At 39.1% G+C, this 25,639-nt stretch carries 27 protein-coding genes; 12 read left to right on the forward strand and 15 right to left on the reverse strand.

Annotated elements, in window-relative coordinates; genetic code table 11:
• Positions 1-36: 36 nt before the first annotated feature.
• Positions 37-534, forward strand: coding sequence for a GtrA family protein (locus ACYVFA_RS22795; RefSeq protein ID WP_460474177.1), 498 nt, complete (start codon positions 37-39; stop codon positions 532-534).
• Between the two features lie 61 nt (positions 535-595).
• Here the strand turns inward: ACYVFA_RS22795 and ACYVFA_RS22800 are convergent, their stop codons facing one another.
• Both ACYVFA_RS22800 and gnd read right to left on the reverse strand, forming a co-directional pair.
• Complete coding sequence (locus ACYVFA_RS22800; protein ID WP_460474178.1) at positions 596-2,041, reverse strand: gluconokinase; 1,446 nt, start codon at positions 2,039-2,041, stop codon at positions 596-598.
• Between the two features lie 9 nt (positions 2,042-2,050).
• Positions 2,051-2,953: an NADP(+)-dependent, decarboxylating phosphogluconate dehydrogenase gene (gene gnd, locus ACYVFA_RS22805; RefSeq protein ID WP_460474179.1), complete on the reverse strand. Its 903-nt coding sequence runs from the start codon at positions 2,951-2,953 to the stop codon at positions 2,051-2,053.
• A gap of 240 nt (positions 2,954-3,193) precedes the next feature.
• Here gnd and ACYVFA_RS22810 point away from each other — a divergent pair, with 240 nt between their 5' ends.
• Positions 3,194-4,462 (forward strand): acyltransferase family protein, encoded by a 1,269-nt coding sequence (locus ACYVFA_RS22810; RefSeq protein ID WP_460474180.1) that lies wholly within the window; start codon positions 3,194-3,196, stop codon positions 4,460-4,462.
• A gap of 72 nt (positions 4,463-4,534) precedes the next feature.
• A complete protein-coding gene (locus ACYVFA_RS22815; RefSeq protein ID WP_460474181.1) occupies positions 4,535-5,194 on the forward strand; it encodes a 3-keto-disaccharide hydrolase in 660 nt (219 codons plus the stop codon).
• A gap of 79 nt (positions 5,195-5,273) precedes the next feature.
• On the opposite strand, the gene ACYVFA_RS22820 is transcribed toward ACYVFA_RS22815, so the two are convergent.
• The 6 genes from ACYVFA_RS22820 to ACYVFA_RS22845 form a co-directional block, all read right to left on the reverse strand.
• Positions 5,274-5,795: a hypothetical protein gene (locus ACYVFA_RS22820; protein ID WP_460474182.1), complete on the reverse strand. Its 522-nt coding sequence runs from the start codon at positions 5,793-5,795 to the stop codon at positions 5,274-5,276.
• A 314-nt stretch (positions 5,796-6,109) separates the two neighbouring features.
• Positions 6,110-6,949 carry a tetratricopeptide repeat protein gene (locus ACYVFA_RS22825; RefSeq protein ID WP_460474183.1) on the reverse strand — a complete coding sequence of 280 codons (840 nt, stop codon included), beginning with the start codon at positions 6,947-6,949 and terminating at the stop codon, positions 6,110-6,112.
• 47 nt (positions 6,950-6,996) lie between these two features.
• Positions 6,997-7,824 carry a tetratricopeptide repeat protein gene (locus tag ACYVFA_RS22830; protein WP_460474184.1) on the reverse strand — a complete coding sequence of 276 codons (828 nt, stop codon included), beginning with the start codon at positions 7,822-7,824 and terminating at the stop codon, positions 6,997-6,999.
• 5 nt (positions 7,825-7,829) lie between these two features.
• On the reverse strand, positions 7,830-8,123 hold the full coding sequence (gene yidD / locus ACYVFA_RS22835) for a membrane protein insertion efficiency factor YidD (protein ID WP_460474185.1): 294 nt from the start codon (positions 8,121-8,123) through the stop codon (positions 7,830-7,832).
• 25 nt (positions 8,124-8,148) lie between these two features.
• Entirely contained in the window at positions 8,149-8,877 is a 729-nt protein-coding gene (locus ACYVFA_RS22840; protein WP_460474186.1) for a hypothetical protein, read from the reverse strand.
• 70 nt (positions 8,878-8,947) lie between these two features.
• Positions 8,948-9,580: a hypothetical protein gene (locus ACYVFA_RS22845; RefSeq protein WP_460474187.1), complete on the reverse strand. Its 633-nt coding sequence runs from the start codon at positions 9,578-9,580 to the stop codon at positions 8,948-8,950.
• Between the two features lie 446 nt (positions 9,581-10,026).
• Here ACYVFA_RS22845 and ACYVFA_RS22850 point away from each other — a divergent pair, with 446 nt between their 5' ends.
• Both ACYVFA_RS22850 and tsf read left to right on the forward strand, forming a co-directional pair.
• On the forward strand, positions 10,027-10,683 hold the full coding sequence (locus tag ACYVFA_RS22850; protein ID WP_460474188.1) for a DUF4190 domain-containing protein: 657 nt from the start codon (positions 10,027-10,029) through the stop codon (positions 10,681-10,683).
• Positions 10,684-11,049: 366 nt separating this feature from the next.
• Positions 11,050-11,880, forward strand: coding sequence for a translation elongation factor Ts (gene tsf / locus ACYVFA_RS22855; protein WP_460474189.1), 831 nt, complete (start codon positions 11,050-11,052; stop codon positions 11,878-11,880).
• 75 nt (positions 11,881-11,955) lie between these two features.
• On the opposite strand, the gene ACYVFA_RS22860 is transcribed toward tsf, so the two are convergent.
• On the reverse strand, positions 11,956-12,645 hold the full coding sequence (locus ACYVFA_RS22860) for a porin family protein (protein ID WP_460474190.1): 690 nt from the start codon (positions 12,643-12,645) through the stop codon (positions 11,956-11,958).
• 147 nt (positions 12,646-12,792) lie between these two features.
• Here ACYVFA_RS22860 and ACYVFA_RS22865 point away from each other — a divergent pair, with 147 nt between their 5' ends.
• Positions 12,793-14,145: a methyltransferase RsmF C-terminal domain-like protein gene (locus ACYVFA_RS22865; RefSeq protein WP_460474191.1), complete on the forward strand. Its 1,353-nt coding sequence runs from the start codon at positions 12,793-12,795 to the stop codon at positions 14,143-14,145.
• A 115-nt stretch (positions 14,146-14,260) separates the two neighbouring features.
• Here ACYVFA_RS22865 and ACYVFA_RS22870 read toward each other — a convergent pair whose 3' ends face one another.
• Complete coding sequence (locus ACYVFA_RS22870) at positions 14,261-14,770, reverse strand: GNAT family N-acetyltransferase (protein ID WP_460474192.1); 510 nt, start codon at positions 14,768-14,770, stop codon at positions 14,261-14,263.
• A 211-nt stretch (positions 14,771-14,981) separates the two neighbouring features.
• Between ACYVFA_RS22870 and ACYVFA_RS22875 the strand changes: the two genes are divergently transcribed.
• Positions 14,982-16,091, forward strand: a complete 1,110-nt coding sequence (locus tag ACYVFA_RS22875; protein WP_460474193.1) for an acyltransferase family protein — start codon at positions 14,982-14,984, stop codon at positions 16,089-16,091.
• Between the two features lie 104 nt (positions 16,092-16,195).
• Here ACYVFA_RS22875 and eat read toward each other — a convergent pair whose 3' ends face one another.
• Positions 16,196-17,506 (reverse strand): permease, encoded by a 1,311-nt coding sequence (eat, locus tag ACYVFA_RS22880; protein WP_460474194.1) that lies wholly within the window; start codon positions 17,504-17,506, stop codon positions 16,196-16,198.
• A 121-nt stretch (positions 17,507-17,627) separates the two neighbouring features.
• Between eat and ACYVFA_RS22885 the strand changes: the two genes are divergently transcribed.
• Entirely contained in the window at positions 17,628-17,864 is a 237-nt protein-coding gene (locus tag ACYVFA_RS22885) for a hypothetical protein (RefSeq protein WP_460474195.1), read from the forward strand.
• A 115-nt stretch (positions 17,865-17,979) separates the two neighbouring features.
• The gene (locus ACYVFA_RS22890; protein WP_460474196.1) at positions 17,980-19,041 is read left to right on the forward strand and encodes an NAD-dependent epimerase/dehydratase family protein; all 1,062 of its coding nucleotides are present in this window, start codon (positions 17,980-17,982) and stop codon (positions 19,039-19,041) included.
• Positions 19,042-19,141: 100 nt separating this feature from the next.
• On the opposite strand, the gene yiaA is transcribed toward ACYVFA_RS22890, so the two are convergent.
• From yiaA to ACYVFA_RS22910, 4 genes are all read right to left on the reverse strand, one after another.
• Positions 19,142-19,552 carry a YiaA/YiaB family protein gene (yiaA, locus tag ACYVFA_RS22895; RefSeq protein ID WP_460474197.1) on the reverse strand — a complete coding sequence of 137 codons (411 nt, stop codon included), beginning with the start codon at positions 19,550-19,552 and terminating at the stop codon, positions 19,142-19,144.
• Positions 19,553-19,561: 9 nt separating this feature from the next.
• Positions 19,562-20,251 carry a DUF2459 domain-containing protein gene (locus tag ACYVFA_RS22900; RefSeq protein ID WP_460474198.1) on the reverse strand — a complete coding sequence of 230 codons (690 nt, stop codon included), beginning with the start codon at positions 20,249-20,251 and terminating at the stop codon, positions 19,562-19,564.
• Positions 20,252-20,282: 31 nt separating this feature from the next.
• Entirely contained in the window at positions 20,283-20,753 is a 471-nt protein-coding gene (locus ACYVFA_RS22905) for a DUF4293 domain-containing protein (protein ID WP_460474199.1), read from the reverse strand.
• Between the two features lie 89 nt (positions 20,754-20,842).
• Positions 20,843-21,346: a cupin domain-containing protein gene (locus ACYVFA_RS22910; RefSeq protein WP_460474200.1), complete on the reverse strand. Its 504-nt coding sequence runs from the start codon at positions 21,344-21,346 to the stop codon at positions 20,843-20,845.
• An 85-nt stretch (positions 21,347-21,431) separates the two neighbouring features.
• Here ACYVFA_RS22910 and gldG point away from each other — a divergent pair, with 85 nt between their 5' ends.
• From gldG to ACYVFA_RS22925, 3 genes are all read left to right on the forward strand, one after another.
• Positions 21,432-23,093, forward strand: a complete 1,662-nt coding sequence (gene gldG, locus ACYVFA_RS22915; RefSeq protein ID WP_460474201.1) for a motility-associated ABC transporter substrate-binding family protein — start codon at positions 21,432-21,434, stop codon at positions 23,091-23,093.
• Between the two features lie 80 nt (positions 23,094-23,173).
• Positions 23,174-24,922 (forward strand): GMC family oxidoreductase, encoded by a 1,749-nt coding sequence (locus ACYVFA_RS22920; RefSeq protein WP_460474202.1) that lies wholly within the window; start codon positions 23,174-23,176, stop codon positions 24,920-24,922.
• A gap of 18 nt (positions 24,923-24,940) precedes the next feature.
• Complete coding sequence (locus ACYVFA_RS22925) at positions 24,941-25,582, forward strand: gluconate 2-dehydrogenase subunit 3 family protein (protein ID WP_460474203.1); 642 nt, start codon at positions 24,941-24,943, stop codon at positions 25,580-25,582.
• Positions 25,583-25,639: the final 57 nt, after the last annotated feature.

The raw sequence follows: 25,639 nt of genomic DNA on the forward strand, positions 1-25,639 counted from the left end.
TAGAGTGAAGTCTAATCAAAAAGTAAAGAAACTAAAGTGATAAAATTAGAAGGCAAACTGGCCAAATATAAAGAACTGATTTCATATTTCCTGATTGCCTGTTCGGGTGTGGTTATACAGTTGATTGTAAGTTCTCTTACACAAAACTTCCTCGCATTTTCTTTCGAATTATCAATTGCCGTAGGCTATATAATCGCTTTCATTGTCGGGTTTTTCCTTACCAAATATTTTGCATTTAATCAGCGTCATTCAAAAAACTCTTTCAGAGAAGGTATCAAGTTTCTCATAGTTTCGTTCTTCTCAGGTTTAATTACCGTAAAGGGAGCTTACTATTGTAAGGTTTTTTTAGATGAATGGGGTATTTTTGGTAAAGAGCAATTAATCTTTGGTAAAAGCATTGATATAGCTGGGCTGTTTTCTCACTTCTTTGGAATGGGTATGAGCTTTGTAGTCAATTTCGTTTCACATAAGCACTTCACTTTTAAAAATACCGGCCTCTATCACAATTTCAAATTGTTTTTTTCAAAGGGTTAAAATGCTAAGACGATTTGAAAAATCGTGATACATAAAAAGGCGAACTGGCGTCTGCCCACAATTAGAATTCATCTTTCAGCTTATCATAGAGCCTTTCAAACTTCTGGTGTAGTTGGCTGTATCTTTCTGCAACGGCCGTATTTGGTAAAAATTCTTTTCCTTTGGCTACTGTATTGATGGCTTCTTTCATGTTCAGTGCTTTCATAGCTACTAATGCCGCTCCCCAAGCTGAGCCTTCGACCGTTTCACAGATAACCACTTTTTTCTGGAAAATATCAGCTACCAGTTGTAACCAGAAATCACTTTTGGCGAAACCTCCGCTGGCACATATTTCATGAATATCCTGTTGTTCCATCAATATCTTACCAATCGAATACATATTCAGAATTAAGCCTTCCATTACTGCCCTTACGATATGCGCTTGAGTATGTGTGATACTTAAACCAAAAAATACACCTCTGGCTTCTGCATTCCAGACAGGTGCGCGCTCACCTAATATATAAGGGAGGAATAAAAGATTCTCACTACCTATTTCTAATTTCTGTGCTTCTTCTATCAGCTTGGCAATGGAGTTTTTAGAAATTAGTACCTGTTCTTCTAACCATTGTAACACTATCCCGCCATTATTAGTGGCACCACCGATGATATATTGATTTTCAAATAGGAAGAAATTGAAAGTCCGCATCTTTGGATCGGTGTATGGTTGGTCCACGCACATTCTTACAGCTCCACTCGTGCCCATTGTAAAAGCCATTTGTCCGGGCTTCATAGCACCTGAGCCTAAATTGGCCAAAGGTCCGTCACCCGCGCCAATTACATAGTTAACTAAAGGCAGATTCGGATTCTTATCGTTTTTCTGAATATGTGTAGTAGAAACCAATCGGGGCAATTGCGCTTCCGAAATTCCCAATGTTTCCAAAGCTAATGTATCCCAGTTAGATTCTCTGAAATTGAATAATCCGCTTCCTGAGGCCAACGAGTAATCAATCGTATATTCACCAAATAACCTGAACCATAGATATTCTTTAATGCCTATGAATTGATGCGTTTTATTGAATATCTCAGGCTCGTTTTCTTTCAACCATAAGATTTTGCTGAAAACTGAAAAGGGATGAATCGGGATACCCGTGCGATTATAGAGTTCTTGCCCTAAATCTGTAGCCTTTAATTGCTTGGCTATATCAGTAGCACGGTTATCAGCCCATAGTATCAGGTTGGTAAGTGGTTTCCCATTAGCATCTAAAGCTATCAGCCCATGCATAGCCGATGAGAAAGATATAATACTTTTATCAGCTAAAGATGGGGTAACAATAACATTTAAACACTTCTGAAACGCCTCATAGATTTCTTCCGGATTCTGTTCGCTCCAGTTAGGGTGTGGGTGTGTCATTCCATAGCCACTACTAAACTGGCTCTGTACATTCCCGTTTTTATCAAAGGCAACGGCTTTGGTTGTAGTAGTACCAATATCGATGCCTACAAAATATTCATACAATACCTCTTCCATGTACCTTGCCTAGTTCGCTTTTTCTACTGCGTGTCCACCAAATTCATTTCTTAACGCCGCCACCACTTTACCCGAAAAAGTATCTTCATGTTGCGAACGATAACGCATCAATAAAGATAAGGCGATTACCGGCGTAGGCACACCTAAATCAAGCGCTGTCTCCAATGTCCACTTACCTTCGCCAGACGAGTGCATAATGCCTTTGATAGAATCCAGATGTGGGTCTTTTCTGAACGCATTTTCTGTCAGTTCCATCAGCCAACTTCTTACTACTGAACCATTATTAAAGAGTTTAGCTACTGCTTCGAAATTAATATCATATTCCGAACGGTCGAAAACCTCAAATCCTTCGGCAATGGCCTGCATCATGCCATATTCGATGCCGTTGTGTACCATCTTCACAAAGTGCCCGCTTCCTGATGCTCCGGTATAGAGATAACCATTTTCTAACGAAATATCTTTAAATACACTTTCTACATATCCAAATGCTTCTTTATCTCCACCAATCATGGTACAAGCACCATGTAAAGCACCGCTCGTGCCACCACTGGTTCCGCAGTCTAAGAAATTAATCTGTTTTGATTGCAGGTAGTTGTAACGTCTGACAGATTCTTTATAATGAGAGTTGCCGCCGTCAATTACAATATCATCTGGTGACAGGTAATTCAATAATTCTTCAATCACACTATCTACAATATTACCTGCAGGAACCATTAACCAGATGGCTTTTCTGCCTGTCAGTTTTTCGCTTAATTCTTTAAGGGTATTCACAGCAGTAATGCCGCCTTCTTCTCCCAGTTTTTTAACCGATTCGGCATTTACATCTTGTGCAACAACCTCATAATTATGATTACGTAAATTAAGGGCTAGATTATAACCCATTTTACCAAGACCAACGATTCCTATTTGCATATTAATATTCCCTAAGAGGGAAGGTTTGAATGGTTGAATATTTATTTAGAAAATAATTCAGGAATATCAGGCATTGAATTTTGCTGATACACAATGATGACAGGCCGTATTTCGCTGCTGTCGTTTCAAAACTACAAAAATTTCTTTGTTTGCAGGAGTCGGAATTCATTAAAAGACCTTTAATGCAGCAAAATCAATCAGATAATTATTAAATTGCTACCAAAATAATCCTAACCAGAAATGAAGCAACGCCTGACGTCTTTAGACGTTCTCAGAGGCATGACTATCATGCTAATGACTATTGTGAACAATCCGGGTGATTGGGGCAATATTTATCCACCACTTGAACACGCCGAATGGCATGGTTGTACACTCACAGATTTGGTATTTCCCACCTTTTTGTTCATTGTCGGTATCTCTAGTGTTCTGGCAATGCCTATTAAAAGATTCGATGCTTCTACTTTCGAACGGATAATTACCCGTACTTTACGGATTTTCCTGTTGGGACTATTTCTGAATTTCTTTTCCAAAATACATATAGGTCCGCTCGTGGGAATACCATTAATGCTCGTTCGTCTGGTTTTTACGGCTCTCATTACAATGGCATTATTAGGTGATTATGATAAACGCAGACAATTCTTTATAGCCGTTGGTCTGTTTATATTGATGATGATTCTGGCCTTTGCAGTTGAAGATTTCAGAGAAGTACGTATTCCGGGAGTATTGCAACGCATCGCCCTAGTGTATATGATTGTGTCGATTTTGTATGCTACTACCAATACTACTACTCAGATTATTATTGGTCTGGTATGTTTATTTGGCTATTGGGCTTTGATGGCACTTGTGCCTGTGCCGGGTGTCGGAGCAGCTAATTTCGAGAAAGGTACAAATCTGGCAGCGTGGCTGGATAATTTCTTGTTGCCGGGGCATCTATGGGCTACTTCAAAAACATGGGACCCTGAGGGAATTTTAAGTACAATTCCTGCCATTGGAACAGGAATAGCTGGAGTACTGACAGGAACCTTACTCACGAATAAATCTGATAAGAATAAAAAAGTTATGTATCTGCTGATAGCCGGAGTAGCGAGCTTAATAGTAGGTTATTTGTGGGGTATGGTGTTCCCTATCAACAAGGCACTCTGGACAAGCTCTTTTGTGTTATTTACTGCCGGTTGGGCATTATTGGTATTAGGGGCTTTGTATTTTCTGATAGATGTAATCCGCTTTGATTTCTGGACTAAACCTTTTGTCATTTTCGGAGTAAACCCGATGGTGGTATTCTTTTTCTCTGGTATCATTCCTCGTGCATTGAATGCCATTAAGATTCCGGTAGCGGATAAGGCACCGGAAGAAAGTCCGGGTCTGATCTCGTGGATCTATGAATATGGCATTGCACCACATTTCAATGAGCCTAAAAATGCGTCACTGGCAGGGGCATTGGTATATCTGCTAATCTGGTTTATTATTCTGTGGGTTTTTTATAGACGAAAATTAATTTTTAAAGTATAGAATTTGTTTCTTAGTATAAATTTTCACCTAGAACCTGTTCGTGCAGGTTCTCTATCAACCTAATATTTGAAAATGAAAAAATTATTGATTTCTGCTTTAGCTATTTGTGCCATCAATGCCTCGGCACAGACAGGCAAATGGGTAAAATTATTTGATGGAAAAACCACTACAGGCTGGCATACATGGAAAGCAAAAGAGGTGAAAGGCTGGCATGTAATGAACGGCGTATTGATGACACACGGTGGCAGTGGCGACCTGGTATCAGATAAAGAATATGAAAACTATGAACTGGAATTTGATTTCAAAGCTGCTCCCAAAGGTAACAGTGGTGTCATTTACAAAGTAATTGAAACTCCTGAGCAAGAGTCAAGCTATATGTCGGGGCCTGAGTATCAGATTATTGATGATGCAAATTATCCGGCTAAATTGAAAGATGTGCAGAAAACAGCGGCTAACTACGATTTACAACCGCCAAAAGACTTTAAGATAGTGAAACCTGCCGGACAATGGAACAAAGGTAAAATCATTATTAAAGACGGCCATATTGAGCACTGGCTGAATGGTGAGAAAGTAGTGGAATATGAATATGGTAGCACAGACTGGCACTCAATGGTAGCCAAAAGTAAATTTCCAACCTGGGAGTATGCTAAACCTCATGCCAAAGGTAAAATTGCTTTACAAGACCACGGCGATATGGTATCGTTCAGAAATATCAGAATCAGAGAATTATAATTTTTAGATAGATGCTAAAACGAAAGAGGAGGGTTTTAAGCCCTCCTCTTTCGTTTATATCCAGACCGATATTTAACTCTTAAAATTTGAATGTAATCCCTACCGAAGTATAAGGGAAACCTAATTCGGCATAAGCGCCTAGTCTTTCTTTAAAATAATAACGAGCACCTGCATAACCTCCATACAATACGCCTGCGCTTGCTCCGCCGTAGTATTGAGAATAAGCATCGCTGTATTTAACCATTCTGAAACCAAGGGCTATCCCTACATAAGGATCAAATTTATTGTCGTCTAAACTTAGGGCTTCATTTACAAATTTACCTAAGTGTACAGCTCCTCTACCAGCAAGGCCAATATAAGTTACGCGGTAATTATCGGCTAGGTAATAGCTATAATTTCTTGAAGAGAAAGCGCCAATAGCACCGATACTTACTAATTCGTGGATACCTACATCAACAGAAGCATTTAAGCCTACTCCGTATCCTAATCCTAGACCTACGTTCAGATTTTTTGTTCCTTTTTGAAATGCCTGAGCTTGTGTGTTTTCTGCAAAAATGCAACATAGAATTGCAACTGCAGTTAATCTAAGTAAATTTTTCATAACAACGTTTTTTAATTTGAAAGCCGAAAATTAGCTAATGTGGAATATTCGAGCACTATTTTTTGGCATGAATTGCTCGAAAAATATATTGAACGGTTGGATATATAGTTTAAACTGTCAACGGCTGAAAATGTTTCTTATTGAAGTTGTTTAGGATTATTTCTTTCATTTAAAAATGTGTTGTTTTGGCTACGTCTTCATCAAATAATTTCAAACATAGCTCTGCTATGGAATTCCATTCGGGTTTTCATCATTTGATTTGACTCGCTCAAAATACCCCTATTTTTAAAAAGTAACGAAAATCCTAAACAACTTCATTGCGAAACTTCATCCAGTATCTTGTTATAGACTTTCGATCGGCGTTTCTTTTTCTGGTTTTCGGCAATCACTTCGGCTTTTTTGTATCCCCCCATGTAATATCTCTGGAACCAGGGTACCATTGTTATAAAAATATCTAAAGGAGCAGGGCTGCCAATCGCAGCCAGAATACCCCATGTAACGATACCACCTGTTAGTAAGAACGAGTTAAAGCCATTCTTCACATCTCCGGCATAAAACTGACCTAGCCCCGGCATAAGGATACTCAATACCTTCGCTTTCTTAGGATTCAGCCGGCTTATTTTATCATTTTTGACAAATAGTTCTTCTATCGTTTGTTTAGCCGCTACATTATTAGAATCAACTAGGGCTAAGAATTCTTTTTTTGATTCTGCGTATTTCTCAGTTGAGAAATGCAGGATAGCCGAGTAAAAAGTTTTACGCCTTTGCTGTTCTGGAGTGAGGTTGTCCGGAATATTGACTAACTCTACTTCACCATATTCAAAATTGCCTGTTATCAAGAAACAGGATAGTTTGCGAAGTAAAACTTCTGTTTTGGTACTATCTGTTTTTTGTTGGTAGAATGCTAATTCATAATAATCAGCCGCTTCTTCAAAGTTCTGAGTCGCGTATAAGCAGTCGGCAATGTTTTTATAACAAAGCTTTCGAAATTCTTCTTTTTTATCAAAAAAAATCACTCTTCTATAAGTGTTGGCCGCACCTGCATAATCTTTCTTTTCATAGAGTTCGTTAGCAAAATCAAAGGTTTGCTTAAGGTCTTGTGCCTGAACCAGAAAAGGGAAAAACAGAAAGAGTATCTTGAAATATCGTAACATAAGTTCCAATGAAATATACTTAGTAAGAACCGTTTTGAATGAAAATATCAGAAGTAACTATTGAATAAATTATCTATTCTGTTTCTGATATTCTGGTGACTTTTTTTGTTGTAGTTCTTTGCCGACCTTACTGAGCCATGAATATTACCTAAATAAAAACCAAAGCCTATACCGCCAAATATCCAGCCACGGGTACTATGTACACCACTTTTGCTAAACCCTCTGATAGACTGAAAAGCCATAGAGCCCACAAAAACCATAGAAACCAGACCATCTTTCCAGTCTTTGGTATAGAAACGTCCTGTACCTGGTACAATGGTAGACATAATACCTGCTAAGGCAGGGCTTTTCCTTTTAATATTAACTGCTTGGTCCGCCAGAGCTTTATAATCTGCTGCCAATTTATGGTCTTCGGGCTTTATGACAGATAAAATCTCATTGGCTGATTTATAATTGTCTTGCAGAATTTCAGACGTAGCCGATAAAATCACTTTATCGGGTTGAGATAATTGCGTATTGGTCGACCAGAAATCTCTGGCGGCCTTATAGTCTGTTTTTAGCAATAAACTACGGCTATATTCTACGGCTGATGGAGACGACATCAATGTAATATCAGGATATAGTTGTCTGCCGCGCAATAAGGCATCATCTAGCTTACCTGAACGGCGATACATCGATAAAAGTGAAGTTTTCAAACTATCGTTTTGCGGAAGCATGAAAATCAAACGTTCATACTCGCGGGTAGCTAATTCATATTGACCGGATTTGGAAAGATACTCGGCAAATTTTTTAGAATTATCGTAGTTATATAGGTCTTGTGCTGAAGAATTTATGAATTTGAATAGAACTAAAAGTAATAATAACGTTTTTTTCATCAGGGTTAGGGTTTATCAATCAACAACTTGGCCTTTATGTCAATCTCGTAATTCATCGGACTTAATCCATTGCAACGGGTGAGTCTATCCATTGTTCTGATACCACCCATCACTACACCATATTTTTTGACAGATAAAATGCCGTATTCAGAACAAGAGGGGGTAAAAGTACAAACCGTTAAATCCTGCGACGAGAAGAAGGTTTTGTAAAACAAGAAAAGACCTGAGAAGACATACTGCACCTCATTCTTATTGCCCTTTGCTTCTTTATAGACTAACTTAGGGGCTTGTTGTATCACATTTCTATGAAGGCTTATTTCGTCTTTACTTTGGGCTTGTGCCTGATTTAGGCAAAGTAACGACAGGGACAGGATGATTGTAGATATTATCTTCGCCGTTTTCATCGATAGTAATGTTTTTATAGGTTGTCTGCTGGATATTCTGTGTGCCGTCAGTATTATAAGAAATCTGGGTGACCTGCAATGGAAAAACAACTCCTTTCACGTTTGTGTAATCTTTAAAAAACTGTTGGCTTAAGAGTTTATCCGACACATCATAAAACGCTATGGCATCCAGTTTTTTGTCAATATTAGCCATTTTTATTTTACCCAAAACCTTCAATAACCGTTTTTCGGTTACTTTCCAAGTAGTAATCACCCGTCCGTTTGCATCTTTTTCTACTTTTTCAATCTTGTATACCCCATTTACTTTTCCTGAGTTGATCCCATAATCAGCCAATTTGCCTGATAATGCTAAATGGAATATCGAAAACTCATTCATGATAGTCACGGTCTGTGAAGCCAGCAATGAGTCTTTTTTATCTAATCTGTAGAGCGTGGTGTCTTTAATGATAATGGTTTCTGGTTGTGGGAAACTAAGCTTATAAGTTAAGCCTAGTGTAGGTTTATCGTAATAGACTTTTCCAACGGTAAGGCGGTAGTCGCCTGTGGCTAATTTGTCTTTGATAGATACATCAGCTTTCAGACGGAAGAACTCTTGCCCGAAACTGTATTGAAAACTCAAAAGAAAGACTAAAAATGCAAGTTTTTTCATTATTCAAAAGGTACTTAAACAAAGAAAGCCCAACAAGGGGTTGGGCTTTCCAATATCGATTTTATATTAATTAAAAGAAGAATCTTCCGCCACCAATTAATACAACGAAAATCCACCACAATAACCATACACCAACCCAAACTAAACAGCCATAAAGTGCTTTTTTAGTTTGATCTTTGTCTTGGTCGGTTACGATATAAACTACTAATACACCAACTAAGCCTAATACACAACCCCACCAGAATGCCGGGATGTTTAAAGGAAGATCACCTCTTGCAACTGTAGAAGTTACGTTAGTATCCAATTTCAAGTCTTTAGCTAATTCTGTTTCTTGAACGTCAGCCAATGTAGTACCTTCGTTGGTATTTACATATGCTTCTAATTTGTTCAATTTTTCGAACTCAGCATTGATAGTTTTTTCATCATATTTCAATGCTTCAACTTGAGGAGTAGAAACATCGTTAGATGCTGTCAATGATTCTGTAGGGTTTGCGATAGCTGCTGCAGCAAATTCTTCAGAAGCGATAACTGCTGTAGCTTCAGCTGCAGTTGGAGCAGCCTCTACTGCCTTTGCTTTTGGCGCTTGAACAGTTGCATAAGTTTCAACTTTTCCTTGTTGAACGTAAGCATATTGTTTCTTTTGGCAAGCTACAAAGAAGAAAGAAATAGCTGTTGCGAAGATAATAGATAATTTTCCTTTCATTTACTTAAATGGTTTTAAAAATGGTCAAAAGAATAGTTTTTTATTATGTTCGCAATATACTATGCTATTTTAAAAAAAAGCGCTTTTTGACAAATATTTTTTATTAAAATTTACTAAATGGGGGTTATTGAGCGTAGACATATACTGTATTTTTGTAGATAAACTGGCCTTTTTGTAGATGTACGAAACAAATGCTACAAAATAATTTACCTGTTTCAGATAATAGGAAACAATAAAGGTATATCTGTCACTTATGCAGGTTTTTCTGAAACATGGAGTAAGACGAGAGTAAAAATAAGGTTTTTAGAAATAACTTGAATCATGACAGGCGCTTTTCAGGAAGCTATTTGCCTGGTTATAATTGGAGAATAAGCTAACATTTTGATCCCAATATTGTTGTTAGTAAAATCTAATATAATCTTTGCAACTAAAACCTATTGCCAATTATGAAGCAAACTTTCCTTTTCCTTTTTAGCTTTTGTTTACTTTCATTGACCTCATGCCAGAAAAAACAATATGCTACTTTTCAAAACGGTTTCCAGACCGATTATTCTCACAATCTTAAAAAATCTGAAGTAAAATCAGTTGATATAACTACAAGCGATGAAATAGTATTACCCAATCCTCCCGAAGAAAATGTTTCTGCGGATAATACACCGGTTATCAGCATAGAAGCCCAATCAACACCAAAAGTAGAAAAACCGGCCTTGTATGAAACAAAACCGCTCAATCTGGACTTCTCAGGTAAGAAAAAGCTGACATTAATTGAGAAAGTACAGACCATCCGGCAGCTTAATAAATTATCTAAATACGTCTCCAAAAAATCAGCTGCCTCATCAGGTTCTAATAAAGCCAAATCAAATTCAGATGATACCTTAGCCGTCGTTTCTTTGATTCTGGGCCTGGTGGGTATAGTGGCATTGCTCTTTGGTGGTTGGATAGGGATTTTAGTAGGCTTAGCGGCCATGATTACAGGTATTATTAGTTTAAGAAGTACCTCTAAAAGAATACTGGCTGTTATTGGGATTGTTTTAGGTGCTGCGCTTCTATTACTGGGTATTATTGTTGTAGTATTTATAGCTACGCTTTTATCGAATTTGTGATAAAATTCAGCAACGCCACTTCCTAGCATTTCACCGAATAAAATTCGGTGTCTAAGAAAACAGCGGTATTTTTTTTATATAAACGCCCGACTTAAGTCGGGCTCATGTAAGAATAGTTCTTCTTAGTGTCCGCCTTTGTTATCTTAGGGGGATTTGTCTGCTATCATCTGCGAATTGTTGTGGATAATAATTTCGCAACGATATTATGAATATATAAAATCTTTTTCTAAAAAGATTACACTTTGGTTTTACCAAAAAATCTTGTAATTTTGCACCCCGAATAGAAGCCTTTACGGCTTTTTTATGAAAAATCAATGGAAAACGTTGATTAAATCTTTTTAGAAACTCTTTATATTTTATAAAAACATGAATATTACAGCAGCAGATGTAAATAAACTCCGTCAGATGACAGGAGCTGGTATGATGGACTGCAAAAAAGCTTTAACAGAAGCTGAAGGCGATTTCGAAAAAGCCGTAGAGATTCTTCGTAAAGCAGGTCAGAAAGTAGCAGCTAAACGTGCTGACAACGAGACCAAAGAAGGTATTGTATTAACAAACGTTAGCGCAGACGGCAAAACCGCTACTATTTTAGCGCTTGCTTGTGAAACTGAACCAGTTTCTAAAGTAGAGGCTTTCCGTACATTGGCCGATGATATTTTGGCGGCTGGTGTGGCTAACAACATAAAAGATAAAGAAACTTTATTGGCTTTTGCTTTAGCAGATGGCCGTACAGTAGAAGAAAGCATTACTGAATTGGTTGGTAAAATCGGTGAGAAATTAGTAATCACTGAGTATACACAAGTAGAAGCAGATCAAGTTGTTGCTTACAACCACTCGACAGGTAAATTAGGAGTATTAGTAGCATTTGGCAATACGCAAGGTAACGATGTAACAGAAGTAGGTAAAGATATCGCTATGCAAATTGCTGCTATGAAACCAGTAGGTTTAGATAAAGACGATGTAGATCCTGCAGTTGTTCAAAAAGAAATTGAAATCGGTATGGATATCGCTCGTCAGGAAGGTAAACCAGAAGCGATGTTAGAAAAAATTGCAATGGGTAAATTGGGTAAATTCTACAAAGAAAATACTTTGTTGAACCAGGAGTTCGTAAAAGATAGCTCTATCAACATTGCTCAATTACTTGAAAATACACAAAAAGGTTTGAAAGTTACAGCATTCAAACGTGTACAAATCTAATTTGTATCCGATTTTGAAACGTTGTTTTAAGATAAGCCCCTCTGGCAAGAGGGGCTTTCTTGTTTAATCAGGTGCTTATTCTCGGTACCCAATCGGGAATGAGAAACCTGCTGAAATACCTGCCGTACGGTTGCGAACAGGCAATTCTACCAAAGGAAGGTCTAAGACTCTTGAAAACCCATGTTGGTATCTGCCCTCAATAAATATATTGCCATTACCGACAGGAACTTCAAAGCCTAAAGCCCCCACACCACTCAATTCGAATCGATTAAAGAAATCGGTGCCGATTGACGGACGTAATGGGAAAAGACCCAAGACACGAATAATGGCCTTGGCATCGGTCATATAACCCACTGATGGTCCTAAAATCAAATAAGCATGCGGCATAGAAGGGTCGCCGAGTTTGAGTTTGGCTAAAACGGGTAGTTCAACATAATTGGTCTTAAAAGCCAAAGTTCCACCTATTGGGATATCAACGCCAAGAAATTCAGAGCCACTCATGTTCAATGATTCCTTTACGAGAAAACCTTTCTGGGTATAGGCAAATTCGGGTCTGATAGAAAACTGTTCAGTGATGGGTATTTCAGTGAAAATAGCTGCGCCTGCCGAAGGCATCAGCCTGAAAGTTGGGGTAATGTTTTCGATCAGATCAAATTTAGTCATGGTCGACCAGTTGGCGCCGCCTCTTACGCCTAACTGAATGCCCTGACCGAACGATAGGTGAGCAAAAAACAACAATGCAAGTGTTTTGAAAATGGTTCTCATTTTTAATTCAGGTTTTGTAAATTTGTGTAAAAAATGAGTATTGGTCTGCAATAGGCTGATGCGCTTAATATTTTAGAAATAATGACTTTGTAAGCAAGATGTCATTTAGACTGGCAGCGTTGCAGAATTATTGTTAACAAGAAGTTAATGAAATTACCGGAAGCATTTTCGCTGCAAATGCAGCACATTTTAGGGGAAGAGTATCAGACTTTTGTAGAAAGCCTAGCTGAACCAACACCTGTTACTATCCGACTCAACAACAGAAAAAAGACAGCGGAGCCTGTCATCACGCAAGGTGATGTCTTATGGAACGCTGATGCCCATTATCTGGCTGAAAGACCAGTCTTCACACTTGACCCTGCCTTTCATGCTGGAGCTTATTATGTACAAGAGGCATCTTCTATGTTTGTGGCAGAAGCTATCAGGCAGACAACAGATCTCAACAAATCATTGAGAGTAATGGATTTGTGCGCTGCTCCTGGAGGTAAAAGCACGCTTTTGGCATCCTTATTAAATGATAATAGCCTGTTAGTTGCCAACGAGGTAATCAAAAGCAGAGTAGGGGTATTGAAAGAGAATTTAGAAAAGTGGGGCTTCCCGAATTATATTGTGAGTAATCATGACCCTGAGGAAATGATTGATTTGGAGGGATTTTTTGATGTAGTATTGACCGATGCGCCATGCTCAGGTGAAGGACTATTCAGAAAAGACCCTAATGCTATGAATGAGTGGTCGGAGAATAGCGTGCAGTTATGCTGTGCCCGTCAGAAAAGAATTTTACAGGCGGCAGCTATGTTGGTAGCTCCGGGAGGAATTCTGTGTTACTCGACCTGCACTTATAATGAAAAAGAAAATGAATTAAATGCCCAATGGCTGACACAAGTAGCAGATTTTGAGCATATAAAATTAGAAGTACCTGCCGATTGGGGTATTGTTGAAAAGAAATTTGGTTATCAGTTCTTCCCGCATAAGGTGCGAGGAGAAGGTTTTTATCTATCAGTTTTCAGAAAAACCAGAGGGGAAAAACAGGAGGCAAGAGGAAAAATTAAACTCAACCGATTGCCTCAGAAAAAAGTAGAAGTATTGAAGGAATGGTTAGAAACACCAAACGCCTTTGAATATTATGAAAAACCTGATGGGCAGATAGTGGCTATTCCGGCTAATTTAAGCAATGAGTATGCAGTAATTTTCAGAGCATTACATAAGCGTTCCTCAGGTTTAGAAATCGGACAGTTTAAAGGCAATGATTTTATCCCAAGCCATGATCTGGCTTTGAGTACAGCAATTGCTAAAGATTTACCTGCCGTCGAATTATCGAAAGAAGATGCCTTGAAATTTCTTAAAAGAGAAAATCTAGGCGTTGATTTGTCCAGCCAACCTAAAGGTTGGCTATTGGCTTGTTATCAGGGATTGAATTTAGGATTTATGAAAGTAATTGGCGATAGGATTAATAATTATCTGCCTAAAGAGTGGAGGATAAGGATGGAGATACCGGAGTAGCGTATAAACGAAAGGTATGATGCTATAAAATTCTAGTAGCATTAAATTGCCACAATGTACACGATAGAACACAAAGTTTCACAATTGTGCATTTAGTGTACATTGTGGCAAAATTTCATATCCTCCTCTTCATCACATAATCCGTCTGCACGTCATCGCCTAGTGTAAAGGTATGTTCTCCGAAACGGACATAACCCATCTTTTCATAGAATTTGATGGCATTAGGGTTATGTTCCCAAACGCCCAGCCATATTACCTCGAAACCCTGTTCTTTGGCCCAATCTGTACAGAAGTCTATCAGTTTTCTGCCTAATTGTTGCCCATGAAATTCCTTTCTTACATAAATCCGCTCTATTTCAATTACTTTTTCTTCGGTTAAGCCAGTAGTTGAATGGTTTTTTACTAATTTAACAAAGGCTATTAGTTCCTGGTCATTTTCATATACTACGTATTGATTGGTTGAATCCTGTAATTCTTTTTCTATTTGTTGCAAAGAAAAGTGCTTTGCTACATGTCCCTCCATATTTTCAGGAGTATTATAGGTTGTATAAGTATCCCTGAAAGTTGTTTCTGAAAGTTCCCGCAGGCGAGTGGCATCGGCTAAAGTGGCAAGTCTGATTAGCATGGAGTAAATAATAGTTTTTACAAATAAAGGCTATATCGGGCTTTCATGCAATGGATAAAATACTAAAAACAGAATGCAGCAGTACTTTCATATTATTCTTAAATTATTCTGATAATTAATCTACTAAATTAGTAGTCAGAAATATAGTTTTTAATGTATAAGAATAGGTTAAAATGTTTACATTTAAGTTTTAAACCTAAGCCCTAAAAAAATGAGTGAAAGTTCCTCTTCACAAAGACTCTATTCGTTAGATGCACTACGCGGTTTTGATATGTTCTGGATTATGGGTGCAGAAGATTTTTTCCACGAACTGGCAGAAGCCACCCATCACCCTGCCACTACCTGGATAGCAACACAGCTCTCGCACGTTGACTGGAATGGCTTTCGTTTTTATGACCTTATTTTTCCGCTATTCCTGTTTATGTCGGGCGTGTCTACTCCTTATTCAGTAGGGAGGGATTTAGAAAAAGGAACTGATAAGTCTAAATTATTGATGCGGATTGTAAAACGTGGGCTTATCTTAGTGCTATTTGGGATTATCTATAATAATGGCTTGCATCTCAAGCCACTAGCAGAGGTACGTTTCCCGAGTGTATTAGGACGTATAGGGATAGCGTATATGTTTGCTTCTATCATTTATTTATATGCCAGCCAGCGGTTTCAGTATGTCTGGTTTGCGGTTGTCTTAATTGGGTATTGGTTATTATTACGATTTACTTCTGCACCGGGCTTCCCGATGGGAGATTTAACGATGGAGGGTAACTTTGCTTCATGGATTGATAGAAGTATTCTTCCCGGACGTTTGCATAGAGAAATTCATGACCCTGAGGGGCTGGTTTCTGCCCTCCCTGCCATAGGCACAGGTTTATTGGGTATTTTTGCAGGTAATTTTCTGAAAAATAATCCAATGGATAAATTCAGAAAAGCACCAACCTTAGCTATTGCCGGAATCGTTTGCTTAATCATTGGAGGCTTATGGGATTTGGTTTTCCCAATCAATAAAAACCTCTGGACAAGTTCATTTGTGCTATATGTTGGGGGGTGTAGCTTATTACTTTTAGCTATTTTCTACTATGTGATAGATGTACTGGGCTTCCGTCGTTGGGCTTATTTCTTTATGATTATCGGTACAAACTCTATTCTGATTTATATGTCGGGCAGATTCATTAACTGGTATTATACCTCTAAAGGATTCTTTCAATGGCTGGGTGATATTGTTGGGGAGAATTATTACGGTGTAGTCATTGCCGCGGGAGTAATAGTAGTTAAGTGGGTATTTTTGAAATTTATGTATGATAAGAAGATATTTTTGAGGGTATAGAGCTACCTCTTATATAAAATACAAAAGCGCCCAATGTCTAAAACACATTGGGCGCTTTTGTATTTTAACACAGCACCTCTAATTAACAAAGGGCTCAATAAAATCTATACCCTCTTCAACACCATTGCCAACAAGAAACTCCCAATTAATATCGCAAAGAAAATAAGTGCCAGCATTGGGTTATAAATAGCCATGGCTAGTAAAGCGATAGAAGCAATGACTAAAGCTATAATTGGAGAAAGGGGATATAATGGCACATGAAAAGGTCTGTTCAATTCAGGTTCTTTTTTGCGTAAAACCAATAAAGAAACTACTGAAAAAATATACATCGTCAAGGCACCAAAAGCCGAGAGAATAATAATATCCGCAGTAGAATTACTCAATAAAGCGGCAATTCCTAAAACCATATTCAATAATAAAGCATTGGCAGGAGTTTTGAATTTCGGATGCACTTTGCCTAAAAATTGTGGCGCATTTCCTACACGTCCAAACTCAAACGTCGAGCGTCCGGCTGCTAAAACCAAGCCGTGAAAAGAGGCAATCAAGCCACAGGTACCAATGCCTACAATTACCTGATATATTACACTACTATCACCAATCACCTTACTCATGGCCATCGGAAGTGGTGAATCAGAAGTGCTTCCATCGGCTTTAAAAACAATGGCTTCCCAACCATTAACCCCAACAGCAGCAAGAAAAGTGAATAAACATAGTATGACCAGGGTTGTCATGGCAGAACCAAAACCCCAGGTAATATCCTTTTGGGGATGAACCGATTCTTCGGCTACATTGGCTAGTCCCTCAATACCTAAGAAAAACCAGATAGCAAAAGGTAGAGCGGCAAAAGCTCCAGCCCAACCATTAGGAAGAGGATTAATGTTAAGGTTTTTTACTTCAAAATCAGGAAAAACCACTATCCAGAAGATAATCAAGCCTAGGACGGCCAGCACTGTAATTACTAACTCGAAAGTAGAGGCTAATTTGGTGCCTAATATATTCAATGTGGTAAAAAGCACATAGGCAGTAATAGCAATCGCAGTAACCGGGAGTTGAGGAAAAATAACATTGAAATAAGAGCCAATGCCTACTGCAATGGCAGGAGGCGCAAAAAGAAATTCAATATTCTGCGACATACCTGCCAGAAAACCCCATTTTTTGCCCAGTGCCCGATTGGCATAATCAAATGCTCCACCGGCTTTCGGGATAGCGCAGGCCAGTTCGGCGTAGCTTAACGAAAAGGTAATGTACAAAATAACTACTACTATGGTGGCTACAGCCATCCCTAGTGTACCGCCCTTTTCGAGCCCTAAATTCCAGCCGAAATACATGCCGGATATAACATAACCTACGCCTAAACCCCATAGGAGAGTGGGTGTGAGGCTTTTCTGTAATTTTTCTTCTTGTGATTGTGCCATATGTAAATGTATTAAATCTATTGAAGAAATAAAATTTAGGCATTTAAAAAATACAATTTATTTTGGCAGTTTGGATTCATGAACTTAAATTTGTGCAAATTTAAAGAACATCATTTTTAACATGAGAAAGTTAAGCGTGTTAGTATTTGCAGTTGTAGCGGTTTCGTTAGCATCATGCCAGTATCAAAAAGGTAATACAATCGAACAAAAGGATGTCCGTAAAGGAGATTCATGGGTTTACGGTGCAGGCCTTGACTCTTCGGCGAGACAATTAAAGAATAAATATACGGCCAAACCAGAACTTGAAGCGGAAGCAAACAAGATTCGTGAGATTTTGTATGGAAAAACCGGAGCTTAATTCATAGCTCATCAGATAGGCAAATTACAATCATGATAGCATTCTGGCTATTGCGTGCTTGTAATATGCCTATTTTTATTTTTCACACTTTCATAAATAAAACAAAAAACCCAAAATGAACATAGCATTAGTAACAGGTTCGGCAGGTTTGATTGGTAGTGAGTCGGTAGCCTTTTTTGCAGAAAAGTTTGATCTGGTTATAGGTATTGATAATAATCTTCGCTCTTATTTCTTCGGTTCAGAAGCTTCAACAGATTGGAATCGTAATCGTTTGGAAGAAAAATTCAGCAATTACAAGCACTACAACGCAGATATTCGTTCGGAAGAACAAATCGGAAAGATATTCGCAGAGTATGGTAAAGATATTAAGCTAATTGTGCATACAGCTGCTCAACCGAGCCACGACTGGGCTGCCCGTGAGCCTTTTACAGATTTTACTGTAAATGCGAATGGTACTTTAGTAATGCTTGAAATGACTCGCATCCATTGCCCTGATGCGGTGTTCATCTTTACTTCTACTAATAAAGTATATGGTGATACGCCTAACTACCTGCCTTTGGTAGAATTAGAAACCCGTTGGGAAATAGACCAGACTCACCCTTACTACAAAAATGGTATCGATGAGTTAATGTCAATCGATCATTCGAAACACTCTATCTTCGGAGCGTCTAAAGTAGCAGCTGATGTGATGGTACAGGAGTATGGTCGTTATTTCGGAATGAAAACGGCTGTTTTCCGTGGAGGTTGTTTAACTGGCCCTAATCACTCTGGTGCACAGTTACATGGTTTCTTAGCTTATTTAATGAAATGTGCTATTACCGGAAACCACTATACTATTTTCGGATACAAAGGCAAACAGGTACGTGACAATATCCATAGCTGGGACTTAGTGAATATGTTCTGGCATTTCTATAATGCTCCTCGTCCGGGTGAAGTATACAATGCAGGTGGTGGACGTTTTGCTAACTGTTCAATGCAGGAAGGAATTGCACTTTGTGAAGAAATCACCGGAAATAAAATGAGTTTCAGCTATGCAGAAGACAACCGTAGCGGAGACCATATCTGGTATATTTCTGACCTTACGAAATTCAAAACGCATTATCCGGAATGGACCTGGAAATATGATTTGAAAGAAACATTAACACAGATGTATGATAATATCAGCAAGCGTGTTTAATGGATAAGATAAAGTTTCAACAAAAAAGACCTAATCAAGCGATTAGGTCTTTTTTGTTATGTATTAGGTTTGTATCCCGTAGGGATTTAATACCCTTTAATCAAGAATTTCTCTTCTCACTACCAGTACCTTGTTGGCTATCTCTTGTATTCTTCTGCACGGCAATCGCGCCGAATAATGCTAATAAGAATGCAAAAGCATAAAAGCCTTTTTCGCTTGGTAATAAGGTGGCATTCCAGAGACCTACGGCTAGTAGAACTATACACAAGATGGTAGAGAACCAGCTGATGCCATAATAAATATCAGTTACAGGAATACCCTCCAGGCGGTCTCTTACGCTCTTCTGCACAGAGACAACTGAGAATAAACCGTACATTAATACTGCAAAATAATAGCCTTTTTCGTTGAGCAACATTTCTGAGCGCCAGAGGCCAACCAGAAATCCGACCATGCCGGCTCCCAGTGCTACCCACGATGCCGCAATAAAGGCTGCTGATGGTTTTTGATACATATTGTTTATTTATTTAGATGAGTATTGATAAAAAATTCCGGTATCGAAAGGTGTCCAGAGGCTGGCTTTTTGTCCGCAGCTTTTCAGCCCGTTATTAGCCCATGTATTGCAGGTATGAAAGATATGATAACTGCCTTTGGCTTCATAGAAAGCATCTTCTTTGCCATAATTTGCATTAGTCTGAATACACATCAGATGCCCTTGCGAATCGGTGGTAAAGCTCTCCTGAATATATTTTATGAGTCTGGAATACTGTTCTTTCGAAATATTTATCTTCACACAATCCGCACCCTCCACCATTCTTTTGTAGAAAGTGGCATGAATGGCAGATGTACTCAAGGCAAATGCTGCTTTAAAAGCCGTACTGGCTTTCAGGTCTGCCCAGGTAGGTGTTTCTAAATAAAAACCTTTATCACCCCAGCCAAATGCCACATACTCAAACAGGCTGTCTTTGCCAGTTGTATTGGCAAACTTCACTTCTTTACTCCAATCTATCTGTTCGTTTTTAATGGGTACTACTAAGTCGGTATGTACGCCATTCGTCAGAATATACATCGGAATATCATTTTGTGTCTGACTTTCTCTGTCTACACTTATTCTTGACAGAACATAAGCAGAGCCCAGATAGAGACCAATCAGACAGACCAATGTCAGAATAGTAAGACCTGTAATTTTGAGTATTTTTCTGGCAATTTTCAAGATAGTAATAGGTTATATGTATCGAGATTTTTTATCTCATTCTGTCGGCATCTCTTACTGTTTTTTCATCCTTACGAATCAAACGATTCGCAATCCAGTTGAATACTAAAGCTGCAAAAGCCGCCCAGAAGCCAATACCGAATTCTCCTTGTTGGTCTGGCGCAAAAAACTTGGTCGCTTCAAATTGAATATGATAAACCGTTGTTCCTAAAAGTGCAGCGCCAATCAGAGAGTTGAGCGCTACAAAAAGCATCTGACGTACACGGTTTTTGTATTGAAAAATAGTAAAAAGCGAGGTGCCTGCCGAGAGCACTGCCATAAGTGCCAGATAATAAACAGGCTTGTTTACTTCGGCCAGCGTGCCTTTCATGTGTAACAAAAAATAAGGGTTTAAGATAGCTTCTTCTCCTACACCTACCTTATGCCAGACGGGGGTGGCTAAATACAAAATCATACAGATAGAAGTAAGAAGCAATAAAATTGATTGGGGGCGTTGTAACATTTCAACAAATAAATTAATGGTTACATAATACAAATATCAGTACAAAGGTAAAAAATCAGGCAAATCGTTTAAGAAACCTGCACTTTTTTTTATTGAGTAGTCAGAATGTTAATAAGCTCTTTGTGCTCTGGGTACTCTTGCATCAGTTTTTCTCTGCTAGCCATTTCAAAATCAGCAAAACTAAAACCAGGTGCAACAGTACAGCCAACTAATGAATAGCCATCCGGTTGTGCAGGTTTGCTGCCAAACCACACGCCTGCCGGAACAACTGCCTGAAAAACTTCTCCGTTGTCAGGGTTATTACCTAATTTAATGGTCTGCACAAATCCTTGATTATCTATATAATAGACGTTTAATGGCACACCATAATAGAAATGCCACATTTCGTCGGCCTGAATGCGGTGTAAGGCAGAAAATTGGTGGCTTTCGAGTAAAAAATAAATTCCTGTGCTAAAATTTCTTTCTCCCTCAAAACGTTTAGGAAGAGCATCGTGGGGAATAGTTTCTGCTGAACGATAGGTTTCGGCAAAATATCCACCTTCGGGATGTGCCTGCAAATGGTATTTTTCAACCCAATAATTGGCTGTTTTCATATTAGAGTATGTTTAAATGTGGAATAGATGAATGAATATCTTATTTTTGGCAAAATAAACAGAACGCGTTCTCCTGAATATCTTAATGAAAAGTAAATTTATAAAAATCCTCGCGATTGTCGGCGGAATTGTCTTGCTAAATGTACTGGCTTCTTTTGTATTCTTTCGCCTAGACCTCACCGAAGAAAAACGCTATTCTATCTCCGATGCTACTAAAAATCTCCTGGAAAGTCTGGATAAAGAGATTATGATAAAAGTGTATCTGGATGGAGATGAACTGCCCGGTGGGTTTGAAAGATTGAAACGTGCCGTGAATGAAACCCTGGAAGAGTTTAAGGTATATGGTGGCGCAAAAATAGAATTCAGATCGATTGACCCAAGTGCAGAGAGTGATACCAAAAAACGGGAGGACTTTTATGCCCAGTTGATGAAAAAAGGAATGCAGCCTTCAAGGGTGATAGATACTAAAGGTGGGCGTCAGGTAGAAAATATTGTTTTTCCTTATGCCTCTGTGAGTTATGAGGGTAAGGAAGTACCAGTGCAATTATTAAAAGGAACTGAAGGAAGAACCGCACAAGAGAAGTTGAATCAATCGTACGAGAGTGTAGAATATGAACTGGCAACTGCCATTCGTAAACTGACCTTGAAAGAGAAAAAGAAAATTGGTTTGTTAGCTGAGTTTACTAACCTGAAACCAATTAGCTTTGCGGATTTGATTACTTCTTTGCAGGAGCGTTACGATTTGTTCATTATAGATGCCAAGCAATCGCCTACTTTTGAGGGTCTGGATGCTTTAATTCTGCCCAAGCCGACACTTCCGGTTGATGATAGTACGAAATATAAAATCGATCAGTATGTAATGAATGGGGGCAGAGCTTTGTTTTTTGTGGATGGATTGAAAGTAGATTCTGTAAGTCTGGAAGGTACTTTTGCCCAGCCTTTGGAATTGAACCTGACTGATTTATTCTTTAAATATGGTTTCAGAATCAATAGTAATATCGTGAAGGACGGGGCAAGTTCGGCGGCTATTCCGATGGTAGTGGGCAATATGGGTGATAGGCCAAATATCCAGCCGATTCCTTATCGGTACTTCCCAATCATTAATAATTTCGGCAAAAGCCTGATTACGAATAATCTTGATTTGATCTTCTGCCGATATGTAGCTTCTATTGATACGGTGCAGGCAGCAGGCGTGAATAAGATACCTTTATTGATGACAACGCCTTATACCAAGGTATTGAATGCACCGGCATTAGTTACTTATAACGAAGCACATACCGAAACCAAGCAGGATGAATATAATGGTGGCGTAAAAACTGTGGCCTATTTGTTGGAAGGTAAATTTGAATCTTTGTATAAAAACCGCTTATTACCCTCTGACCCGCAATACAAAACATTCAAGGCTGAAAGCGTGCCTACCAAAATGCTGGTTTGCTCTGACGGTGATTTAATTGTGAATGACCTGAGCCCTAAAACGGGTAATCCATTACCACTGGGTTTTGATAAAACTACCCAGCATATATTTGGTAATAAAGACTTTGTGATGAATGCCATTGATTATATGATTGATGAAAATGGGGTGATACAAGCCCGTGGCAAAGAAGTAAAACTACGCCCATTAGATAAATTACGCACGCGTGACGAGCGCACCAAATGGCAGATTATCAACATCGCATTGCCTTTGGGAACAGTAATTTTATTTGGAATTATTTTATATATGTTACGCAAAAGAAAATTTGCCTATTGATTGGTCTTTTTTTTTGTGAAAAAAGTACTACTTTTAAACTTTGAATTATTTTTTAATCTTCTATTTACGACCGGTTAAACATGAACCTATTCGAAATTAAAGAGCAACCTAAAGTCTATGACGTTGTGATTGTAGGCTCTGGTGCAGGAGGAGGTATGGCAGCATACCAACTAACTAAAGCTGGTGCAAAGGTTTGCTTATTAGAGGCAGGTGGTTACTTCGACCCCGCAGACCCTAAATATATCACACAATTAAAAAATCCTTGGGAATCTCCTCGTCGTGGAGCAAGTACACGTACGCGTCCGTTTGGTGATTTTGATGCTGCCTGGGGCGGTTGGGACATCGAAGGCGAGCAATATTCAGCTATGCCCGGCACACAGTTCCGTTGGTTCCGTTCAAGAATGTTGGGTGGTAGAACCAATCACTGGGGACGTATCTCGATGCGTTTCGGTCCGGATGATTTCCGCAGAGGTTCAATGACAGGTATCGGTGACGACTGGCCGACGAGCTATGAAGATTACGCACCTTATTATGATAAAGTAGATAGATTAATCGGTTTGTTCGGTACGAAAGAAGGTATCCGCAACGAACCGGATGGTATCTTCTTACCTCCGCCAAAACCACGTTTGCATGAGCTGATGTTGAAGAAAGCGGCTACAGGTATTGGTATTCCGGTTATCCCGTCTCGCATGGCGATGTTGACCAAACCTATCAACGATTCACGTGGGGCTTGTTTCTATTGCGCACAATGTGGACGCGCTTGTCAGGCTTATGCCGATTTCTCGTCGTCGTCAGTATTATGTATTCCTGCCGCTAAAACAGGTAACTTAACGCTGATTAACAATGCGATGGTAAGAGAAGTATTGACAGACCCTAATACTGGTCTTTCGACAGGTGTTTCTTATGTAAATAAGATGGATCTGAAAGAATACTCAGTAAAAGGTAAAATTGTAATCTTAGCTGCCAGTACTTGTGAAACTGCTCGTATCATGCTTAACTCTAAATCGCCAAGATTTGCCAGAGGTTTAGCAAATGATAGCGGTGTGATTGGTAAATACCTGAACGATTCAACAGGTGCAAGCCGTTCGGCATTTATCCCTGCTTTGATGGATCGTAAACGCTATAACGAAGATGGTGTGGGTGGTATGCACGTATTTACGCCTTGGTGGGTAGATAACAGCAAACTGGATTTCCCACGCGGTTATCATATTGAGTATGGTGGTGGTATGGGTATGCCTGGCTTTGGTTTCGGCGGTGGCATTGAGCGTGTAAACGGACTTTTCCCTGATAGAAACGGCAATAAGAAAAAAGCAGGTGGCTACGGTGTAGCGCTTAAAGATGATATCCGTCGTACTTATGGCGCTTATATCGGTATGGCAGGTCGTGGAGAACCTATTCCATTGGAGTCTAACTATTGCGAGATTGATCCGAATAGTGTGGATAAATACGGTATCCCGACGTTACGTTACCACTACAAATGGAGCGAAAACGAGATTAAGCAAGCCAAACATATGCAGGATACTTTCGAGCAGATTATCCATGCGATGGGCGGTATTCCAATGGGTAAAAAACCTGATGCAAGTAACAATTATGGTCTGGCTCAACCGGGTGAAATTATTCACGAAGTAGGAACAGTTCGTATGGGTAACGACCCTAAAAAATCGGCGCTGAATGGTTGGCAACAAGCCCATGACGTGAAAAACCTGTTTGTGGTAGATGCTGCGCCTTTCGTATCACAAGGTGATAAAAACGTGACATGGACCATCCTGGCAAGTTCATGGCGTACTTCTGATTATATCATGGAGCAGGTAAAAGCTAAAAACCTTTAACAAAACCATTTTCAAGACATGAAACGTAGAGATTCATTAAAAGCACTTTCATTGAGCTCGTTGGGAATGGCCGTTTTACCAGCCGCCGACCTAATGGCTGCACCAGCACCACCGGACCCGAAGCCGTTTAAAACAACTCCGGCCCGTATTCCGGAAGAAATAGAAAGAGATAAAAAGATTGCGGCTGATAAATTCCTGACTGTGGCAGAACTAGCTACTATCGGAATTTTAGCAGATATTATTATTCCGGCAGAGGGTAAATCAGGTAGTGCCACGCAAGCAGGCGTACCTGCCTTTATCGATTTTATTGTAAAAGATATGCCACAATACCAAACACCTATCAGAGGTGGTTTGAGATGGCTGGATAACCATAGCACCAAACGCTTTGGCAAAACTTTTGCTCAGATTACGCCTAAACAACGGATCGAGATAGTAGAAGATATAGCCTACCCGGATGATGTAAAACCAGAGTTCAGTCATGGCGCAGCGTTTTTCTCACAAATCCGAAATCTGACAGTAACAGGCTTCTATACAACCCGTATGGGCTTTGATGATTTAGGATATATGGGTAACACGCCTAACGACTGGCAAGGTGTACCGCAAGATGTATTGGATAAATACGGCTTGAAGTATGATCCGATTTATGATAAAAAGGATTGATAGTATCAATTTATAAAGTGAAAGCCCTGAAAGATATTCTTTCGGGGCTTTTTGATG

It is taken from the genome of Emticicia fontis (assembly GCF_054779675.1).

Coding starts and splice junctions, on each gene's coding strand:
- ACYVFA_RS22830 (WP_460474184.1), bottom strand. CDS start 7,824: ATGAAAAAAACGTTATTATTACTTTTAGTTCTATTCAAATTCATAAAT.
- ACYVFA_RS22925 (WP_460474203.1), top strand. CDS start 24,941: ATGAAACGTAGAGATTCATTAAAAGCACTTTCATTGAGCTCGTTGGGA.
- ACYVFA_RS22815 (WP_460474181.1), top strand. CDS start 4,535: ATGAAAAAATTATTGATTTCTGCTTTAGCTATTTGTGCCATCAATGCC.
- ACYVFA_RS22845 (WP_460474187.1), bottom strand. CDS start 9,580: ATGAAAGGAAAATTATCTATTATCTTCGCAACAGCTATTTCTTTCTTC.
- ACYVFA_RS22810 (WP_460474180.1), top strand. CDS start 3,194: ATGAAGCAACGCCTGACGTCTTTAGACGTTCTCAGAGGCATGACTATC.
- ACYVFA_RS22890 (WP_460474196.1), top strand. CDS start 17,980: ATGAACATAGCATTAGTAACAGGTTCGGCAGGTTTGATTGGTAGTGAG.
- ACYVFA_RS22800 (WP_460474178.1), bottom strand. CDS start 2,041: ATGGAAGAGGTATTGTATGAATATTTTGTAGGCATCGATATTGGTACT.
- ACYVFA_RS22850 (WP_460474188.1), top strand. CDS start 10,027: ATGAAGCAAACTTTCCTTTTCCTTTTTAGCTTTTGTTTACTTTCATTG.
- ACYVFA_RS22910 (WP_460474200.1), bottom strand. CDS start 21,346: ATGAAAACAGCCAATTATTGGGTTGAAAAATACCATTTGCAGGCACAT.
- ACYVFA_RS22860 (WP_460474190.1), bottom strand. CDS start 12,645: ATGAGAACCATTTTCAAAACACTTGCATTGTTGTTTTTTGCTCACCTA.
- ACYVFA_RS22840 (WP_460474186.1), bottom strand. CDS start 8,877: ATGAAAAAACTTGCATTTTTAGTCTTTCTTTTGAGTTTTCAATACAGT.
- ACYVFA_RS22825 (WP_460474183.1), bottom strand. CDS start 6,949: ATGTTACGATATTTCAAGATACTCTTTCTGTTTTTCCCTTTTCTGGTT.
- eat (WP_460474194.1), bottom strand. CDS start 17,506: ATGGCACAATCACAAGAAGAAAAATTACAGAAAAGCCTCACACCCACT.
- tsf (WP_460474189.1), top strand. CDS start 11,050: ATGAATATTACAGCAGCAGATGTAAATAAACTCCGTCAGATGACAGGA.
- ACYVFA_RS22820 (WP_460474182.1), bottom strand. CDS start 5,795: ATGAAAAATTTACTTAGATTAACTGCAGTTGCAATTCTATGTTGCATT.
- ACYVFA_RS22920 (WP_460474202.1), top strand. CDS start 23,174: ATGAACCTATTCGAAATTAAAGAGCAACCTAAAGTCTATGACGTTGTG.
- gnd (WP_460474179.1), bottom strand. CDS start 2,953: ATGCAAATAGGAATCGTTGGTCTTGGTAAAATGGGTTATAATCTAGCC.
- ACYVFA_RS22905 (WP_460474199.1), bottom strand. CDS start 20,753: ATGTTACAACGCCCCCAATCAATTTTATTGCTTCTTACTTCTATCTGT.
- ACYVFA_RS22885 (WP_460474195.1), top strand. CDS start 17,628: ATGAGAAAGTTAAGCGTGTTAGTATTTGCAGTTGTAGCGGTTTCGTTA.
- gldG (WP_460474201.1), top strand. CDS start 21,432: ATGAAAAGTAAATTTATAAAAATCCTCGCGATTGTCGGCGGAATTGTC.
- yiaA (WP_460474197.1), bottom strand. CDS start 19,552: ATGTATCAAAAACCATCAGCAGCCTTTATTGCGGCATCGTGGGTAGCA.
- ACYVFA_RS22870 (WP_460474192.1), bottom strand. CDS start 14,770: ATGCTAATCAGACTTGCCACTTTAGCCGATGCCACTCGCCTGCGGGAA.
- ACYVFA_RS22875 (WP_460474193.1), top strand. CDS start 14,982: ATGAGTGAAAGTTCCTCTTCACAAAGACTCTATTCGTTAGATGCACTA.
- ACYVFA_RS22865 (WP_460474191.1), top strand. CDS start 12,793: ATGAAATTACCGGAAGCATTTTCGCTGCAAATGCAGCACATTTTAGGG.